The organism is Arthrobacter sp. UYCu723 (genome assembly GCF_054059215.1).
The window spans coordinates 1,769,389-1,783,474 of record NZ_JBSSBW010000001.1 but is presented as its reverse complement, the minus strand read 5'-3'; the positions used below and the strand labels follow the sequence as shown (position 1 = coordinate 1,783,474).

The following is a 14,086-nucleotide window of genomic DNA, read 5'->3' as shown; positions in this document are numbered from 1 at the left end:
CAATAGGAATTAATCATCTAGCGGGCGCGCTCGACGCGTTTTTCGTCCCAGACCGGTTCGGCTGACTCGTAGACCTTTCCGTCGGAGCCGAAGACCAGGAAGCGGTCGAAGGTCCGGGCGAACCACCGGTCGTGGGTGACGGCGAGGACGGTGCCCTCGAAGTGGTCGATCGCCCGTTCCAGCGCCTCGGCGGAGTGCAGGTCGAGGTTGTCCGTGGGTTCATCGAGCAGCAGCAGGGTGGCGCCGGAGAGCTGCAGCAGCAGAATCTGGAACCGCGCCTGCTGGCCGCCGGAGAGGGACTCGTACTTCTGCTCCGACTGCGCCGCCAGTCCATAGCCGTCCAGCGCCCCGGCGGCGGCTTCGCGGCCCATCCCGGAGCGGTGTTCGTCGCCCCTGTGCAGGATTTCCAGCAGGGTCTTGCCCAGCAGGTCGGGGCGGACGTGGGTCTGCGCGAAGAAGCCGGGCCGGATCCGGGCGCCGAGTTTCACGGTGCCCTCGTGCGGGACTTCGGCGATCTCGACGTCAGACACCGGCAGGTGCTCGCGTTCCGGGTCGGTGCCGCCGGTGGCAAGCAGGCGCAGGAAGTGGCTCTTGCCGGATCCGTTGGAGCCCAGGACGCCGACGCGGTCGCCGAACCACACCTCGGTGGAGAACGGCTGCATGAGCCCGGTCAGTTCCAGTTTTTCGGCCACGATGGCCCGCTTGGCGGTCCGCCCGCCTTTAAGCCGCATCTGCACGTTCTGCTCGATCGGCAGGGCCTCGGGCGGGCCGGCCTCGAGGAACTTCGCCAGCCGGGTCTGCGCGGCGTGGTAGCGGTTGGCCATGTCGGAGCGGAACGCGGCCTTGTTCTTGTACATGTTGACGAGTTCCTTGAGCTTCACGTGCTCCTCGTCCCAGCGCTTGCGGAGCTCCTCGAAGCGGGCGTTCCGGTCCGCGCGGGCGTCCACGTAGGAGCCGAAACCGCCGCCGTGGACCCAGGCGCCGGCGCCGTTGATGCCCGGTTCAAGCGTCACGATCCGGCCCGCGGCGTTGTTGAGCAGCTCGCGGTCGTGGCTGATGAAAAACACGGTCTTTTTCGACTCGTTGAGCTTGGCCTCGAGCCAGCGCTTGCCTGGGACGTCGAGGTAGTTGTCCGGTTCGTCGAGGAGCAGCAGTTCGTCCGGGCCGGCGAAGAGCGCCTCGAGCACCAGCCGCTTCTGCTCGCCGCCGGAGAGGCTCGACGCCGGGCGGTGCTGCGCGCGGTCGAACGGGAGTCCCAGCGCGGCCATGCAGACCTCGTCCCACACAGTCTCGACGTCGTAGCCGCCGGCGTCGCCCCAGTCCACGATCGCCTGGGCGTACTTCATCTGGGTGGGCTCGTCGTCGTGCTCCATCATCGCCAGCTCGGCCTCATCCACCGTGCGGGCAGCGGCTGCCAGCGCTGGCGGCGCGGCCGAGACCAGCAGCTCGCGGACCGTGGAGTCGTCCCGGACCTGGCCCACGAACTGGGGCATGATTCCCATGTTTCCCGAGCGGCCGATCACGCCTTCGTCCGGGACGAGGTCGCCGGAGATGATCCGGAACAGCGTCGTCTTGCCGGTTCCATTGGGCCCGATCAGCGCCGTCTTGGTGCCGTCCGGGACCTTGAAGGTCACGCCGTTGAGCAGTTGCGTGCCGTCGGAAAGGAAGTAATCGATGTTGGAAACGTCAATATGAGCCACACTTCAATCCTCCCACGGCCCGCCACGCGGGCCGTGGGACGGGCGGCTAGCTGTTCACCAGGAGGTCCGGGCGGCGCCCTGACCAGGGCCGCACCGCCTCCACGGCGGCGCCCACGGTGAAGACTGTGGCGTCATCGAAGGGATGGCCGACGATCTGCACGCCCGTGGGGATGCCGCAGTCGGCCATGCCGCTCGGCACGGCAAGGACGGGGCAGCGGTTGTTGATGTTGAAGGGTGCCGTCATGTGCCCCTGCCAGTAGTGCTCGAGCCGCACGCCGCCGGCGTCGATGCCGTCGAGGTACATGCCGTCCGCATCCAGGGCGGCGACTGCCGAGGCCGGGCAGACCAGGGCGTCGAAGCCGGACATCGCCGCGGCAAGCCCGGCCTGGATGCGGGTTTCCGCCCGGACGCCGTCGATGAACCGGTTTTCCGCGGCGGCTTTCCGCGCGTCCGCCATGAACCGCCGCGTGTACGGGGCCAGCAGCTCCGGAGACTCTGCGGTCTCGTCCTCCATGGCCGGGCCGAGGAGGTACCCGAAGTGGGTGAACATTGTCCGGCTGATGTCCTCGGTGGTCCAGGGCAGCTCGATCTCCTCCACCACCGCTCCGGCGTCACGCAGGGCGGAGGCCACGGCTTGCGTGTTGGCCTCAATGTCGGCGGCGACGGGATAGTTCCCCAGCCGGATGCACAGTGCGATGCGCATGCCAGCCACTGCCGAGGCGGCGTCGGCACCCGGCGGGACGGACAGCGCCGGACCCCCGGCCAGGGAGGTGTGGTCGCCCGGATGACGGCCCGCCATGACGTTCGCCAGCAGGGCCGCGTCCGCCACAGTCCGTGCCATCGGACCGTCGCCGCGGTAGTGGTCCGCGGAGAGCGGGGCCAGGCCGGGAATCCTTCCGTAGGGTGCCTTATAGCCGACGGTTCCGGTGAACGACGCCGGCAGCCTGGTGGAGCCGGCGATGTCGGAGGCGGTGACGAGCGGCGCCAGCCCGGCGGCCAGTGCCGCCCCGGAACCGCCGGAGGAGCCGCCCGGGGAATACTGCCGGTTCCAGGGGTTGCGCGTGACTCCCCACAGAGGGCTGTGGGTGACGGTGGCGCAGCTGTATTCGGGCGTGGTGGTGCGGGCATGGATGATGCCGCCGGCGCGGCGGATCCGGTCGACGACGGGATGGTCCGCCTGCGCCAGCTCCCCCTTGCGGGCCACGAGCCCCTGCGAGAGCGTGCGGCCTTTGAGCCCGTGTTTTTCCTTTGCGGCTACCGGCAGCCCCAGCAAGGGTGTGAGGTCCCTGCCCCGCGCATACCTGGCGGCGGCCTGCCGGGCTGCCGGCATCGCTTCCTCGAACAGGGTTTCCGTCAGGGCGTTGATTCCCCCGTTGACGGCCTCGGTCCGGGTGATCACCGCGTCCATGAGCTCCACAGGCGAGAGCTCGCGGGAGCGGAAGAGCCGCAGCGCCGTGCCGGCGTCGAGGTAGTGCAGCTCGGTCATGCCACGGCCGCTGCCGGCAGGGAAGGAGCTTCGGCCAGGGCCCCGGCTACGAGCTCCCGGGCCACACCGGTGAGCATGTCCACCCCGGTGACCATGTCCTCGTCGGTGCTGAATTCCCGCTCGCAGTGCGAGACGCCGTCCACGCTGGGGATGAACAGCATGACGGAGGGCGCCACGGTGTTCATGGCAACGGAATCGTGGCCGGCCATGGTCTGGATCCGCCGCGCGGAGAGGCCCAGGTCTGCTGCCACCTTGTCCGCGAGTTCCAGGCCGGCTTCGGGGAAGCGGCGGATCGGCCGGATGTCGAAGTCCTTCACGTTGACTTTGATGTCGTGCTCACGCGCCAGCACGTCGATGTCCTCGATGAGTTTGGCGCGGGCCGCCTTGACGATGTCCGGATCGCCGGAGCGGAGGTCAGCGACGAGGTGGACCCTTCGGGCCACCACGATGGGCGAGTTCGGTTCGAGTGTCAGCTGCCCCACGGAGGAGACGAGGGCCTCCTCGGCGAATTCCCTCGTGACGTCGTGCACCATAAGAATGATCTTGGACGCTGCCACCAGGGCATCGTGCCGGTCGGCCATGGCCGTCGCTCCGGTATGCGACTGTTCGCCCAGCACCTCAATGTCCAGCTTCTGGGTGTACCAGCTGCTGTCCACCAGGCCGATGGAGATGCCCTCGCGTTCCAGGATCCGGCCCTGCTCGATGTGGATCTCGGCGTAGCCGGCGGCCTCGGGACCCGCGGACGTGCCGAGGTACCCGATGCCTTCCAAGGCCTCGCGGACCGTGATGCCCTGCAGGTCCGCTACATCCAGCATCTGTTCCCGCTGCAGGAGTCCCGCAAACACCGAACTTCCCATGATGCTCGGAGCGAACCGGCCGCCCTCCTCGTTGAACCAATTCACCACCGCCAGGTTGAACCGCGGCGCGGCCCCGCCCTCCGCAACCTCGGCGTCCAGCCGCCGCGCCGCGTGCAGCGCGGCGATGACACCGTAGGCGCCGTCGAACCGGCCGCCGAGCGGCTGGCTGTCCAGGTGGGATCCGATCAGCACATATGGCGCCCCCGGCGTCCACTCCAGCAGCCCGAACATGTTGCCGATCCCGTCAACCCGGAGTTCCCATCCGGCGTCGCGCACCCACCCGGCGAACCAGTGGCGTGTCTGCGCATCCTCCGGGGTGGCTGCCTGGCGGTCGACGCCGTTGTCGGGCGTGGCGCCGATGGTGGCCACGTGGTGGAAGTCTTCGAGGAAAGCTGCTGAGTTCATGGGAAGTCCTTTGTATATTGCGGTGGTGAGGGTGGGGCGGCGGGCTTAGCCCATGCGGCCGCGCGTCTCGGGAACCTTGGTGAACAGCACCAGGAGGAGCACGACGGCGGCAGCCGCGGCCATGTAGAAGCCGGGCGCGTGGGGAACCCCGGTGCCGCCGACGAGGGCGGTGCCGATGAACGGTGCCGTCCCGCCGAAGAGCGCGTAGGCGCCGTTGTAGCTGATTGCCGCCGAGGTGAAGCGGGTGCGGGTGGTGAATATTTCAACGAAGAAGGTGTAGCAGCCTCCGCCGTAGATGCAGAGCGCCACCACGAAGAGGGACTGGCCCAGGAGGGCGAGGGGGAGGCTTCCGCTGGTCACCAGCATGAAGCTCGGCACCGAAAGCAGGGCCAGGGCGGCTGAACCCGCAATAAGCATCGGTTTGCGGCCGAAGCGGTCGCCCAGCCGGCCACCGAGGGGAAGCAGGACGGCGTAGAGGGCGAGGGCGGCGGCGTTGACCAGGAGGGACTGCTCACGGCTCAGGTGGCCGGTGGTCTGGACATAGGAGACGAAATAGGCCGAGAGGAAGTAGAAGCCCATTGCGGTGAGGCCCATGACGAAGATGACCTGAACCATGCGGAGCCTGTTTTCGCGGAAGGCTTCGCGGACCGGGCTGAATTCCTTGGTCCGGGACGCCTTGGCCTCGTTGAACGCGTCGCTTTCCACCGTCCGGCTGCGGATCCAGACGCCGAACAGTGCGAGCGGCAGTGCCAGCAGGAACGGCAGGCGCCAGCCCCACGCCATGAAGGTTTCGTTGGGCATTGACTGGCTCAGGATGAGGATCATCGAGCCGGCGACGACGGAGGGCAGCGCGGTGGCGGCGATGGTGATGTTGAGCCAGAACCCGCGGCTTTTGACGGGGGCGTGCTCGAAGACGAACGATGGCGCCCCCACGGATTCGCCGCCGGCGGAGAAGCCCTGGATCAGCCGGCAGAGGACCAGTAACACGGGTGCCCAGGCGCCGATCTGGCCGTAGGTCGGGAGCAGCCCCATCAGCGCGGTGGCGCCGCCGATGGCGATGAGCGTGATGGTGAGCACCCGGCGTCGGCCGATCCGGTCGCCGAGAGCTCCGAAGAACAGGCCGCCGATGGGGCGGACCACGAAGGCGACGCCGAAGGTGGCGAAAGTGGCAAGCATGGCCGTGGCGGGGTTGCTGCCCGGGAAGAACAGCTGCGAGAAGATGACGGCGGTGAGGCCGTAAAGGGTGAAGTCGTAGAACTCGATGAACTGGCCGATGCTGCCGCCGGCCAGGACCCGCTTCTGCATTTTGGTGATGCGGGGGGTTCCGGACCGCGAAGTGTCCTTGTCCAGGGCCGTGGTCGTCGGGGTGGTGCCGGGGACCGGTGACTGGTCCTTGAGGTCGTTGATCGTCATGACAGCCACGCTAGTTTCGCGGTGTTTCCGAAGTTCCCTGCCGTGTTACGGGCCCGGGAAATGAAATCTGCTGATGTTGCCGCGGTGTTGCCGGCAAGCCACGCTCCGGACATAAGTCGGACACTTTGGACGTGAATCGGAACCATTGAATCTCCTTTGATCAACATGTTTGTCGCGCTTCGGGACTCGACCAGCGGCCGTCATTGCGCGGGATTTGCCGTTGGACTCCCGCCGGCACCACCGCACTGCACCAACTGTGTGTGATCCGGTTCACATCTGTCCAATTGATTGTTTTGGGCGGACCGATGGATTTTATCGATGCCAAATATTCCGAAATTGCGAGTCGCAGTCGTCGATGGGCCAGGGGAGTCCCCCGCGGTTACTGCCGGGCGGCACCGTAGAGACGGATGCAGGTCTCCTCAAAGGCGAGTGCCCTGCGGGTGGGCCGGACTCCCTCGGGCCGGACCAGCATCACCTCGATCGGCGGGAAGTCATCCGTCAGGGTCAGGGCCACCACCCTGCCGCCGGAATACGTCAGGTCACTGTGGAGTCTCTGGTTGAGCATGGCGTAGCCGTGGCCCTTCGCCACAAACGAGCGCACCGTTTCATAGCCGGCGAAGCGGTGCCGGACATTGGGCACCAACCCGGCGATGGCATAGAGCTGCTCGTAGTATTCCCGGCTGTGCGGAAGGTCCAGCACCACCGAGGGTTCGCCGTCGAGATCCTTCAGGGCGATGCTCCGCTCGGGCCGGGACGCCGCGGGGTGTTCAGCATGGACCAGCACATGAGGGGGCACGCGCTCGAGTACCGTGTGGGTGAAGCCCCGGCCCAGGCCGAGACCGTACATCAACGCGACATCGCACTGCCCCTCGAGAAGGGCCGCCTGCAGGCTCGCCAGATCGGACTCAAGAAAGGAGACCTCGACCCCCGGATGCTGGACTTCGAAGGTCTGCAGGATTGCCGGCAGCCGGAACGGCGCCAAAGGGGAAAAGACGCCCACCTTGAGCTCTCCGACCAGGCTGGTCGCCAGCCCCCGCGCCGACTCGTACAGCGAATCTGCGTGTTCCAGGAGGACCTTGATGTCCTGGGCAAGCTGCCGGCCGGACGGTGTCAGCCGCAGGCCGCGTGTCCTGAGCCGGACAAACAGCTGGGTCGCCAAGCTTGCTTCAAGCTGGGCCATTGCGGTGGACAGGGTGGACTGTGTCACGAGCAGTCTTTCGGCTGCCGCTGTCATGTTTTCGAGCTCGGCCACCACCGCGAAATACCGCAGTTGGGTCAAGGTAAAGGGCTTCGCCATTCGTCAATGCTCGCATTCTGCGCGGATCCGCGCGGTCACAGGCCCCGGAGCCGATGCAGGAGAAGGGCGACGTGCAGCGAGGTCCGGGATTCCGCGTCGTCAAGGTCCACGCCGAGGAGCTCTTCAAGGCGGGCCAGCCGTGCGTACAGCGTCGGCCGGCTGAGATAGCCGGTGCGGGCCAGCGCCGCTTTGTTGCCACCGGACTCGAGGTACTGGCCCAGCAGCTCCAGGTGCCCGCCGCCGTCTCGGGCGTCGGTTTGCAGGACACCCTCCAGTTCAGATTCCGCGAACTGTTGCACGCGCGGATCCTTGCGGAGCAGGGCCAGCAGCCCCCGAAGCCGGACGTCCGTCGCCCGGTAGAACGGCTTCCGATCACCCCGCAGCGTCGCCGCGGTTTCGGCGACGTGGGAGGCTTCGTCTATGCCCGCCGCCGCTTCCAGCAGGGAACCCCGGAGGTGACCGACGCCGATGCTCCATGACGCCCCCGGCGACCCGCCGGACACACCTCCGCCGGCCAGACCTCCGCCGGCCAGACCTCCGCCGGACACACCTCCGCCGAAGGGTGGGCCGGGTGGCATGTCGCTGCCCGCGAGGGCATCGGCGAGACGCTGCAGCGTCGGATCCTCCAGTTGCTTCGCGGGGATGGCCAGGATCATGCCGACCGACCCGGACCGGATGCTCGCGGTCAAGGCACTGCCTGACACGGATTTGAGGACCCGGGCGAGCTGCTCCAGCAGCGCCCGTTCCTCCTGTTGCCCGGCCAGTGGATCAGCGCCCGCCCCCGTTGCCTCTGCTGGGTTGCCATATGCTGTTGCGCGGCTCCGGAACACGATCGGCAGGTAGTACGGCGCCCGCCTGAGCCCCAAGGCAGCGGCCCTGGCCTGCGCCTCGTCCTCTCCCAGACCCCGGGGCTGACGCAGGGCATTGAGGAGCCCGGCTTGCGCCTGGTGGCTCAGCTCGCGCCGGTCCCGTTCCGCCAGCCGGTTGATAGCCAGTGTCTGCGCGGCGCGTTCCAGCACCATGGCCGCCGCATCGTCGTCGTCAAGCGGCACCGGAACCACCAGCCGGCCCCACAGCGGCTGCCGCACGCCGACCGGCGTCTGCAGCCAGGCCTCGGGCCCCGCGCGGCCCGTCTCGGACGGCGCAGGCGTGGTCCGCGATCGGCGCTCCCAGTCGTCCAGCAGTTCGGTGGTCCGGAGCTGCCGCGCCGAGTAGGCGAGCACGAGGTGCTGCAGGTCCTCCAGGACCACGGGCGCGCCGATCATCGTGGCCGCCTGCTCCACCACCTGCTGGGTCCCGGCGCTTTCCAGGCTCAGCACGGTGAAGGCCTCGTGGACGTCGCGGGCGCGCTCCACCCGTTCCAGCTGTTCGGCCACAATCATCCGGTGCACGATCTCCGTGATTTGGACGAACCGGACCCGGTGTTCCAGCACGATGACCGGCAGCGCGGAAGTCCGGGCCGCTGCCCGCAAGGCGTCGAGGCTGCGTTCCCGCCGGCCGACGAGTTCCACGATGAGGCCCGCCGCGCCTGCCTGCTCCAGCGAGCGGATGAACGACGCCGTGAGGCCGGGTTCCTTTTCCAGCTCCATGCCAGTGGTCAGCACGAGTTCGCCACCCGAGAGCAGGCCTGTCAGGTCCAGGATTTCGCTCACGTGCACCCAGCGCACGGGCGTGTCCAGGGCGTCGGCGCCGCCCAGGATCTGCGGCGCGGCGTCGCGGAGCAGCGCGAGATCAAGGATGGCGCGAAGAGTTGGCAGCATTTACACAGTGTAAATGCTGAAGCTGATTCTTTTACATACCGCACCTTATGGTGCGGGAACCGGGCGGACAGACTGGATCCAACGCATCAGCAACCACACTTCAGGAGAAACTTTGAACACCATCGAGCACTGGATCAACGGCAGCTACGTCCCGGCAGGGGAGCGCACCGCCGCCGTGACCAACCCCGCCACGGGCAAGGTCACCGCACAGGTCGCCCTGGCCAGCGTCGAGGACAGCAACGCCGCCGTCGCCGCAGCCAAGGCCGCGTTCCCGGCCTGGCGCGACACCTCCCTCGCCCGCCGCACGCAGATCCTGTTCTCCTTCCGCGAGCTGCTGAACTCCCGCAAGGACGAGCTCGCCGCCATCATCACCTCGGAGCACGGCAAGGTTCTGGATGACGCCCTGGGCGAAGTCACCCGCGGCCAGGAAGTCGTGGAATTCGCCTGCGGCATCCCGCACCTCATCAAGGGCAGCTACACGGAAAACGCCTCCACCAAGGTGGACGTCCACTCCATCCGCCAGGCCCTCGGTCCGGTTGCCATCATCAGCCCGTTCAACTTCCCCGCCATGGTGCCGATGTGGTTCTTCCCGCTGGCCATCGCCGCCGGCAACACCGTGATCATCAAGCCGAGCGAGAAGGTCCCCACGGCCGCCAACTGGATGGCCGAGCTGTGGAAGGAAGCCGGCCTGCCCGACGGCGTCTTTAACGTCCTCCAGGGCGACAAGGTTGCCGTTGACACCCTGCTGACCCACCCGGACATCAAGGCCGTCTCGTTCGTGGGCTCCACGCCGATCGCCAAGTACGTCTATGAGACCGCCACCGCCAACGGCAAGCGCGTCCAGGCCCTCGGCGGCGCCAAGAACCACATGATCGTGCTGCCCGACGCCGATCTGGACCTTGCCGCCGACGCCGCCATCAACGCCGGCTTCGGTTCCGCCGGTGAGCGCTGCATGGCCATCTCCGCGCTGCTGGCCGTGGGCGACATCGCCGACGAGCTCGTGGCCAAGATCGCCGAGCGGGCCCGGGGGCTCCGGACCGGCGACGGCCTGCGCGGCTGCGACATGGGTCCGCTGGTCACCTCCCAGCACCGTGACAAGGTTGCCGGCTACGTCGACGCCGGTGAAGCGGCAGGTGCCACGCTCGTCGTCGACGGCCGCAACATCGCGCCCGACGCCGAGGGTGACGGCTTCTTCGTGGGCCCCACCCTGTTCGACCACGTCACCACCGACATGTCCATCTACCAGGACGAGATCTTCGGCCCGGTCCTCTCCGTCGTCCGGGTGGACAGCTATGACCAGGCGCTCGCCACCATCAACACCAACCCGTACGGCAACGGCACCGCCATCTTCACCAACGACGGCGGTGCGGCCCGCCGCTTCGAGAACGAGGTCGAGGTGGGCATGGTGGGCATCAACGTTCCCGTCCCGGTTCCGATGGCCTACTACTCCTTCGGTGGCTGGAAGAACTCGCTCTTTGGCGACACCCACGCGCACGGATCCGAAGGCGTCAGCTTCTTCACCCGCGGCAAGGCCGTCACCACGCGCTGGCTGGACCCGAGCCACGGCGGCATCAACCTCGGCTTCCCGCAGAACGCCTGATCCACGCCATCCGAACAGGAGACAGTGACATGACTTCCACGATTGAAAGCGGCACCCAGCCGCAGGCCGGCGTCCACACGGCCGCCGCCAAGCGGGCGTACCAGCTCGACCGCAAGCACGTCTTCCATTCCTGGTCCGCCCAGGACCTCCTGGATCCGATGGTCATCACGGCGGCCGAGGGATCGCACGTCTGGGACGGAGACGGCAACAAGTACCTCGATTTCTCCTCCCAGCTGGTCAACACGAACATCGGCCACCAGCACCCCGCCGTCGTTTCCGCCATCGCAGCCCAGGCCACCAAGCTCTGCACCATCGCGCCGAGCTACGTCAACGACGCCCGCTCGGAGGCCGCGCGCCTGATTGCCGAACGAACACCGGGTGAACTGGACAAGATCTTCTTCACCAACGGGGGCGCCGACGCCAACGAGCACGCCGTCCGCATGGCGCGGCTGCACACCGCCCGGCACAAGGTCCTCTCGGCCTACCGCTCCTACCATGGCGGGACGCAGTTGGCCGTCAACCTCACAGGCGACCCCCGCCGCTGGGCCAGCGACAACGGCAGCGCCGGAGCCGTCCGCTTCTTCCCCCCGTACCTTTACCGCACAGCCTTCCACTCCGCGACGCAGGAGGAGGAAAGCCAGCGGGCGCTCGAGCACCTGGAGCAGCTGATCAGTTTCGAGGGTCCGTCCACCATCGCGGCACTGATCCTGGAATCGATTCCCGGGACGGCCGGCATCTACATGCCACCCCCGGGATATCTGCAGGGCGTGCGTGAACTGTGCACCCGGCACGGCATCGTCCTCATCGCCGACGAGGTGATGGCGGGCTTCGGCCGGACCGGCAAGTGGTTCGCCGTCGAGCACTTCGGCGTCGTCCCGGACCTGCTGACCTTTGCCAAAGGCGTGAACTCCGGATACGTCCCGCTGGGGGGCGTGGCCATCAGCCCCGAGATCGCGGCAACCTTCGGACAACGGGTCTACCCGGGCGGACTGACCTACTCCGGCCATCCGCTCGCGACGGCGGCGGCCGTGGCCACGATCAACGCCATGGCGGATGAGCAGATCGTGGAACATGCTGCGTTCCTCGGCGAGAACGTGATCGGCCCGGCCCTTGCCGGCTTCGCCGAAAACCACATCTCGGTCGGCGAAGTGCGCGGCACGGGCGTCTTCTGGGCCATCGAACTGGTCAAGGACCGCGCAACGCGCGAACCGTTGGCTCCCTATGGAAGCTCCAGTCCGGAAATGAACCAGCTCGTGGCGGCCTGCAAGTCGCGCGGCCTCCTGCCGTTCGCCAACTTCAACCGCATCCATGTGGTCCCGCCCTGCAACACCAGCGTGCAGGACACAAAGTCCGGCCTCGCCATTCTCGACGAAGTCCTGGACATCGCGGACGGCTTCGCCGCCTGAGACCCTCCCTCGCCTTCCGCGTGAGGATGGCGGACGCTCCTTCAGATCGGGGGAAGAAGCGTCCACCATCCTCGGCCGGCAGTGCCCGGGATCAGCCCGCGGCGGTGAGGAACTCCTTCAGCAGCGGGCCCGAGGTGGTGGCGCCGAGGCCACCGTCCTCCACGAACACGGCCACAGCGAGGTCGCCGTGCACGGCCACGATCCAGGCGTGGGTCTTGGGCGGGTCGTCCTTGCCGAATTCGGCCGTGCCGGTCTTGGCGCCTACCGGTGCGCCGGGCACGGAGGCCAGGAAGCCGGCATGGCCGGACGTCACGACGGCGCGCATCATGTCCGCGAGCGAGGCCGCCTCCGCTGCTGTCACCGGTGTTCCGGAGGTCTTCGCGGGGGGCTCGGCGGACACCGTCGGCGTGGCCCCTGCCGCCGCCGGGGACGGTGCGGACGTGGCAGCCGGGTCGGCGCCGCCGGCATTCGGGTTCAGGACGAGCTGCGGGGAGACGGGGGCGCCCTTGGCGACCGAGCCGGCCATGACGGCGGCGGACAGCGGCGACAGGAGCACCTTGCCCTGGCCGATCATCGAGGCGGCATGCTCGGTGCCTTCGGCCTCGCCGGGGACGGAGCCCAGGAACGCCGCGGCCCCCAGCGCAGGGGCTTCGACGGCGACACCCAGTGATGTGGCGGCGCTTTCCAGCTGGGCCTGGCTCACGCCGTCCCGCGCGTTGATGAAGGCGGTGTTGCAGGAGTGGGCGAAGGCGTCCCGGAGTGTTACCGAGCCCAGCGAGGAAGCGGGATAGCCCTCGGCGTTCTTGAAGGTCCGGCCGTCCACGGTGAGCGTCGCGGGGCAATCAACCTTGGATTCCGGGGTCATTCCGTTGCGGATCATGGCCAGGGAGTCCACGATCTTGAAGATCGAGCCGGGGGCGTACTGGCCCAGCATTGCGGTGTTGTAGCCGTTGCTGCCGGGACCGGAGGCGGCCGCGAGGACGGCTCCGGTGGACGGGCGCAGTGCCACGATCGCCGATGCCGGCCCCACCTTGGCCAGGACGTCCTCGGCAAGCTGCTGAAGGTTCAAATCCAGGGTGGTCTGCAACGGCGTTCCCGGTTTCCCCTGGACTTGGAACAGGATCCGGCGCGGATCGGGGGACGCCGCTTTGAGTTCCTCGGCTGTGAGCCCTGCTTTCTGGGCCCGGATCACGGTCGAATCCGTGCCCCGCAACTGGGCATCGTACTGCTGTTGGAGGCCGCCCGTACCGATGGTGTCTCCGGGTTTCAGCGCTCCATCGGATTTTTCGATCTGCTCCGCGCTGGCAGCGGCGGCCGTGCCCAGCAGGGCACGCGCAAACGTGCGGGTGGGTGCCAGCGGCAGCGAGTCCGGGATGGCCCGGCCGCCGGGAATCGCGGCAATCTGCTCATCGGTGACGGTGCGGCCGTCCGCGCGCAGGGTGATGGCGGCAACGAACGCCTGGGGTCCGGATGCCTCCACCTGCTGCGCATAAGCGGCGGGGTCCACCCCCACGAGCTGGGCCATCCTGGTGGCCGCATCCGCGGCGTCGGCCGCGCCGAGCAGAGGCTTGTCGATGCCGACGTTCACCACCGGCCGGTAGCTCACCAGGGGGACGTCCCCGGCGCCGAGGATCGCAGCACGCTGCGGCGATTCGGCCGACATGCTGAGGATTTCTCCGTCAGCCAGTTCAGGCACCAGGGTTGCCGGATTCCACACCGTGGGCCACTTGTCGCCGGACTTCTTGAACTGGGCGAAGGTGGTGTACTTCCACTCTTCGGAGCCGATTTTCCAGCTGTAGTTGAGCGGGACGGTGGCCGTGCCGGAGTCGAGGGTCAGCTCGCCTGACTGCACAGCCGGTTTGGCAGGCTCCAGTGCCTTGAACACCGCGTTTAGTTGCTCATTGGCTGCGCCGGATTCCTTGCCGTCGAACGGGACGGAGCCGACGTCGAGCGCGGCAACGGCGGACGCCAGCTGTTTCGCGGCATCCTGCGCGCCGGCCCGGCCGTCGTCGCAGCCCACCAGGGAGGCGCCAAGAATGAGACCGATAAGGACAAGTGAAAGTTTACGTAAGTTCCCCACCGCGCCATTATGCCCCGAGCCCCGGACAATTCCCCTGTCACACGGCGTTTGCCGGGGTTATTGCGCTGCCCAGGGTCCGCCG

Annotated in this window: 9 protein-coding genes; 2 read left to right on the top strand and 7 right to left on the bottom strand. The window is 67.8% G+C overall.

What is annotated here, in order from left to right; translation table 11 throughout:
* Positions 1 to 17: 17 nt before the first annotated feature.
* The 6 genes from ACVWZ8_RS08300 to ACVWZ8_RS08275 all read right to left on the bottom strand — a co-directional run bounded on the left by ACVWZ8_RS08300 (position 18) and on the right by ACVWZ8_RS08275 (position 8,918).
* Positions 18 to 1,700: an ABC-F family ATP-binding cassette domain-containing protein gene (locus ACVWZ8_RS08300; RefSeq protein ID WP_456504349.1), complete on the bottom strand. Its 1,683-nt coding sequence runs from the start codon at positions 1,698 to 1,700 to the stop codon at positions 18 to 20.
* A gap of 46 nt (positions 1,701 to 1,746) precedes the next feature.
* Positions 1,747 to 3,186, bottom strand: coding sequence for an amidase (locus ACVWZ8_RS08295; RefSeq protein WP_426975292.1), 1,440 nt, complete (start codon positions 3,184 to 3,186; stop codon positions 1,747 to 1,749).
* Positions 3,183 to 4,448, bottom strand: a complete 1,266-nt coding sequence (locus tag ACVWZ8_RS08290; RefSeq protein ID WP_456504348.1) for a M20 family metallo-hydrolase — start codon at positions 4,446 to 4,448, stop codon at positions 3,183 to 3,185. The genes ACVWZ8_RS08295 and ACVWZ8_RS08290 overlap by 4 nt, the downstream gene beginning before the upstream one ends.
* A 45-nt stretch (positions 4,449 to 4,493) precedes the next feature.
* Positions 4,494 to 5,861, bottom strand: a complete 1,368-nt coding sequence (locus ACVWZ8_RS08285) for an MFS transporter (RefSeq protein ID WP_426975294.1) — start codon at positions 5,859 to 5,861, stop codon at positions 4,494 to 4,496.
* 379 nt (positions 5,862 to 6,240) lie between these two features.
* On the bottom strand, positions 6,241 to 7,158 hold the full coding sequence (locus ACVWZ8_RS08280; RefSeq protein ID WP_456504347.1) for a LysR substrate-binding domain-containing protein: 918 nt from the start codon (positions 7,156 to 7,158) through the stop codon (positions 6,241 to 6,243).
* Between the two features lie 35 nt (positions 7,159 to 7,193).
* Positions 7,194 to 8,918: a PucR family transcriptional regulator gene (locus tag ACVWZ8_RS08275; protein ID WP_456504346.1), complete on the bottom strand. Its 1,725-nt coding sequence runs from the start codon at positions 8,916 to 8,918 to the stop codon at positions 7,194 to 7,196.
* Positions 8,919 to 9,030: 112 nt separating this feature from the next.
* Between ACVWZ8_RS08275 and ACVWZ8_RS08270 the strand changes: the two genes are divergently transcribed.
* Together ACVWZ8_RS08270 and ACVWZ8_RS08265 are read left to right on the top strand one after the other, a co-directional pair.
* On the top strand, positions 9,031 to 10,518 hold the full coding sequence (locus ACVWZ8_RS08270; RefSeq protein WP_456504345.1) for a CoA-acylating methylmalonate-semialdehyde dehydrogenase: 1,488 nt from the start codon (positions 9,031 to 9,033) through the stop codon (positions 10,516 to 10,518).
* Between the two features lie 29 nt (positions 10,519 to 10,547).
* Positions 10,548 to 11,924: an aminotransferase class III-fold pyridoxal phosphate-dependent enzyme gene (locus ACVWZ8_RS08265; RefSeq protein ID WP_456504344.1), complete on the top strand. Its 1,377-nt coding sequence runs from the start codon at positions 10,548 to 10,550 to the stop codon at positions 11,922 to 11,924.
* 91 nt (positions 11,925 to 12,015) lie between these two features.
* Here ACVWZ8_RS08265 and ACVWZ8_RS08260 read toward each other — a convergent pair whose 3' ends face one another.
* Positions 12,016 to 14,004, bottom strand: a complete 1,989-nt coding sequence (locus tag ACVWZ8_RS08260; RefSeq protein WP_456504343.1) for a penicillin-binding transpeptidase domain-containing protein — start codon at positions 14,002 to 14,004, stop codon at positions 12,016 to 12,018.
* Between the last annotated feature and the right edge of the window lie 82 nt (positions 14,005 to 14,086).

Coding starts and splice junctions, on each gene's coding strand:
- ACVWZ8_RS08295 (WP_426975292.1), bottom strand. CDS start 3,186: ATGACCGAGCTGCACTACCTCGACGCCGGCACGGCGCTGCGGCTCTTC.
- ACVWZ8_RS08280 (WP_456504347.1), bottom strand. CDS start 7,158: ATGGCGAAGCCCTTTACCTTGACCCAACTGCGGTATTTCGCGGTGGTG.
- ACVWZ8_RS08285 (WP_426975294.1), bottom strand. CDS start 5,861: ATGACGATCAACGACCTCAAGGACCAGTCACCGGTCCCCGGCACCACC.
- ACVWZ8_RS08265 (WP_456504344.1), top strand. CDS start 10,548: ATGACTTCCACGATTGAAAGCGGCACCCAGCCGCAGGCCGGCGTCCAC.
- ACVWZ8_RS08290 (WP_456504348.1), bottom strand. CDS start 4,448: ATGAACTCAGCAGCTTTCCTCGAAGACTTCCACCACGTGGCCACCATC.
- ACVWZ8_RS08275 (WP_456504346.1), bottom strand. CDS start 8,918: ATGCTGCCAACTCTTCGCGCCATCCTTGATCTCGCGCTGCTCCGCGAC.